The 2,167-nt window shown below is 70.5% G+C and carries 3 protein-coding genes; all 3 read left to right on the top strand.

Annotated elements, in window-relative coordinates; translation table 11 throughout:
* On the top strand, positions 1-1,650 hold a 1,650-nt coding region (locus ACFWF3_RS33250), incomplete at its 5' end, for an FAD-binding protein (protein WP_379317896.1).
* A gap of 11 nt (positions 1,651-1,661) precedes the next feature.
* Positions 1,662-1,919 carry a hypothetical protein gene (locus ACFWF3_RS33245; protein ID WP_378627708.1) on the top strand — a complete coding sequence of 86 codons (258 nt, stop codon included), beginning with the start codon at positions 1,662-1,664 and terminating at the stop codon, positions 1,917-1,919.
* A gap of 24 nt (positions 1,920-1,943) precedes the next feature.
* Positions 1,944-2,167, top strand: a 224-nt coding sequence (locus tag ACFWF3_RS33240; protein ID WP_379317894.1) for an SDR family NAD(P)-dependent oxidoreductase, incomplete at its 3' end; no start/stop codon positions are given.

The raw sequence follows: 2,167 nt of genomic DNA, 5'->3' as shown, positions 1-2,167 counted from the left end.
GAACAACACTGGGATCACGAAGTCGGCTTCCTCGTCGTCGGCAGCGGCGCGGGCGGGCTCACCGCCGCGCTCGCCGCCGCCGATCGCGGCCTGGACACCCTGGTCATCGAGAAAGCCTCCGTGTACGGCGGCAGCACCGCGCTCTCGGGCGGCGGCATCTGGGTGCCCAACAACCCGGCGCTGCTGCGCGAGGGCCTCGGCGATTCCCGCGCCGACGTGCGCGCCTACCTCGACGCCGTGGTCGGCGATCGGGTGCCGTCGGCCAACCTCGACGCGTTCATCGACGAGGGCCCGCGGATGCTGGCCTTCCTCGAGACCAGCCCGCACCTGCGATTCCAGTGGTGCGCCGGCTATTCCGACTATCACCCCGAAGCACCGGGGGGACGGCCCGCGGGCCGCTCCATCGAGCCGCTGCCGGTCGATCTCAAACAGCTCGGCGCCGATGAGGATCTGCTGCGTCCGGCCGCGCTCGCGACACCGCCGGGGCTGTTCATCACCTCCAAGGACTTCGTCCAGCTCAATATGGTGACCCGCACCTGGAAGGCACGCTGGACCGCGCTGCTGACCGGCCTGCGGGCGGTCAAGGCGATCGTGTTGCGCAGACACATGGACACGCTCGGCCGGGCCCTGATCGCCCGGCTGCGCCTGGCCGTGCGTGATGCGGGAGTGCAGCTGTGGCTCGACACCCCGTTGCGCTCGCTGATCACCGACGACACGGGCGCGGTGCTCGGCGTGCTCGCCGAGCGCGACGGCCGCGAGATCCGGATCAGGGCGCGTGCCGGTGTGCTGCTGGCCACCGGCGGGTTCGAGTACAACCAGGCCATGCGCAAGGACCACCTGCCCGAGGGCGGGCGCGACAACTTCAGCGCGGCGTCGGCGGACAACACCGGCGACGGCATCATCGCGGGCGAAAAGATCGGCGCGGCGGTCGATCTCATGGACGACGCGTGGTGGATGCCGTCGTTCCAGCGACCGGAGGGCATCAACCAGGTGCTGGTGTCGGAGCGCTCGATCCCACGCTCGATCATCGTCGACAGCACGGGCAAGCGGTTCACCAACGAGGCATCGCCGTATGTGACGTTCGTGCACGCCCAGCTGAAGGGCGGCCACGATCCGGCCTGGCTGGTCTTCGACGCCAAAGCCAAGAGCCGCTACCCGATCGGTGGCATCGTGCCCGGCCAGAAGTTCCCGGCCTCGTGGTCGGAGGCCGGCCTGATCCGGTCCGCGCCCGATCTCGAGGGACTCGCCGCCGCCATCGGCGTGCCCGCCGACGCGTTGCGCGACACAGTGGGACGCTTCAACGGTTTCGCTCGCGACGGGCACGACGCGGACTTCGGCCGCGGGGTCAGCGCCTACGACAACTACTACGGTGATCCGACCCTGGCCACACCCGCACTCGATGTGCTGGACAAGGGCCCGTTCTACGCGCTGCGGGTGCGGATCGGCGACCTCGGCACCAAGGGCGGCCTGGTCTACAACGCCGACGCCCAGGTGCTGCGCGCCGACGGGTCTCCTATCCCCGGCCTCTACGCCGTGGGCAACACCTCCGCCGCGGTGATGGGCAACGACTACGCCGGTGCGGGCGCGACGATCGGCCCGGCCATGGTGTTCGGCTACATCGGCGCCCGCCATGCCGCCGGCGAGCGATGAGAGGGGCGGCCATGCAACCCGTCGAATGCGCTTCCTGCGGAAACAAGGTGCTGGCAGAGAAATTCAGTCCCAGTCACACCAGCATCCAGTGGCTCGACGACGCCGAGTCCGCGTGCCCCGAATTCGCTCGGCGCGCGGCCCTCGGTGAGCACAGCAGCTGGATCCCCACCTGCCCCGCCCTGCGCGACTCCATCGAGGACGCCGTCCGCGTCGGCGCGCTGGCGACCGATCAGCTCCGCCACGAACCGGTTCCCGGCCGACTCGGCTGACACCCAAGACCAGGAGAGAACCCCATGAACAGACTCGACAACCACCGGACGCTGGTCACCGGCGCCGCCTCGGGCATCGGCGCGGCCACCGCCCTGCGACTGCTCGACGAGGGCGCCAGGGTGGTCGCCGCCGACGTATCAGCCGAGGGCCTCGCCGCGACGAGCGCGCAGGCCGCCGAGCGCGGCACCGCCGACCGGCTCACCACCCTCACCATCGATATCGGCGACGAGCAGTCGGTGATCGAGGG

It is taken from the genome of Nocardia sp. NPDC060220 (assembly GCF_042727815.1).
Classification (GTDB): domain Bacteria; phylum Actinomycetota; class Actinomycetes; order Mycobacteriales; family Mycobacteriaceae; genus Nocardia.
The sequence above is the reverse complement of the archived record's forward strand: the minus strand, read 5'-3'. Positions and strand labels throughout refer to the sequence as shown.

Bases quoted from the DNA above. Each gene is read 5' to 3' on its own strand.
- ACFWF3_RS33245 (WP_378627708.1), top strand. From the start codon at position 1,662: ATGCAACCCGTCGAATGCGCTTCCTGCGGAAACAAGGTGCTGGCAGAG.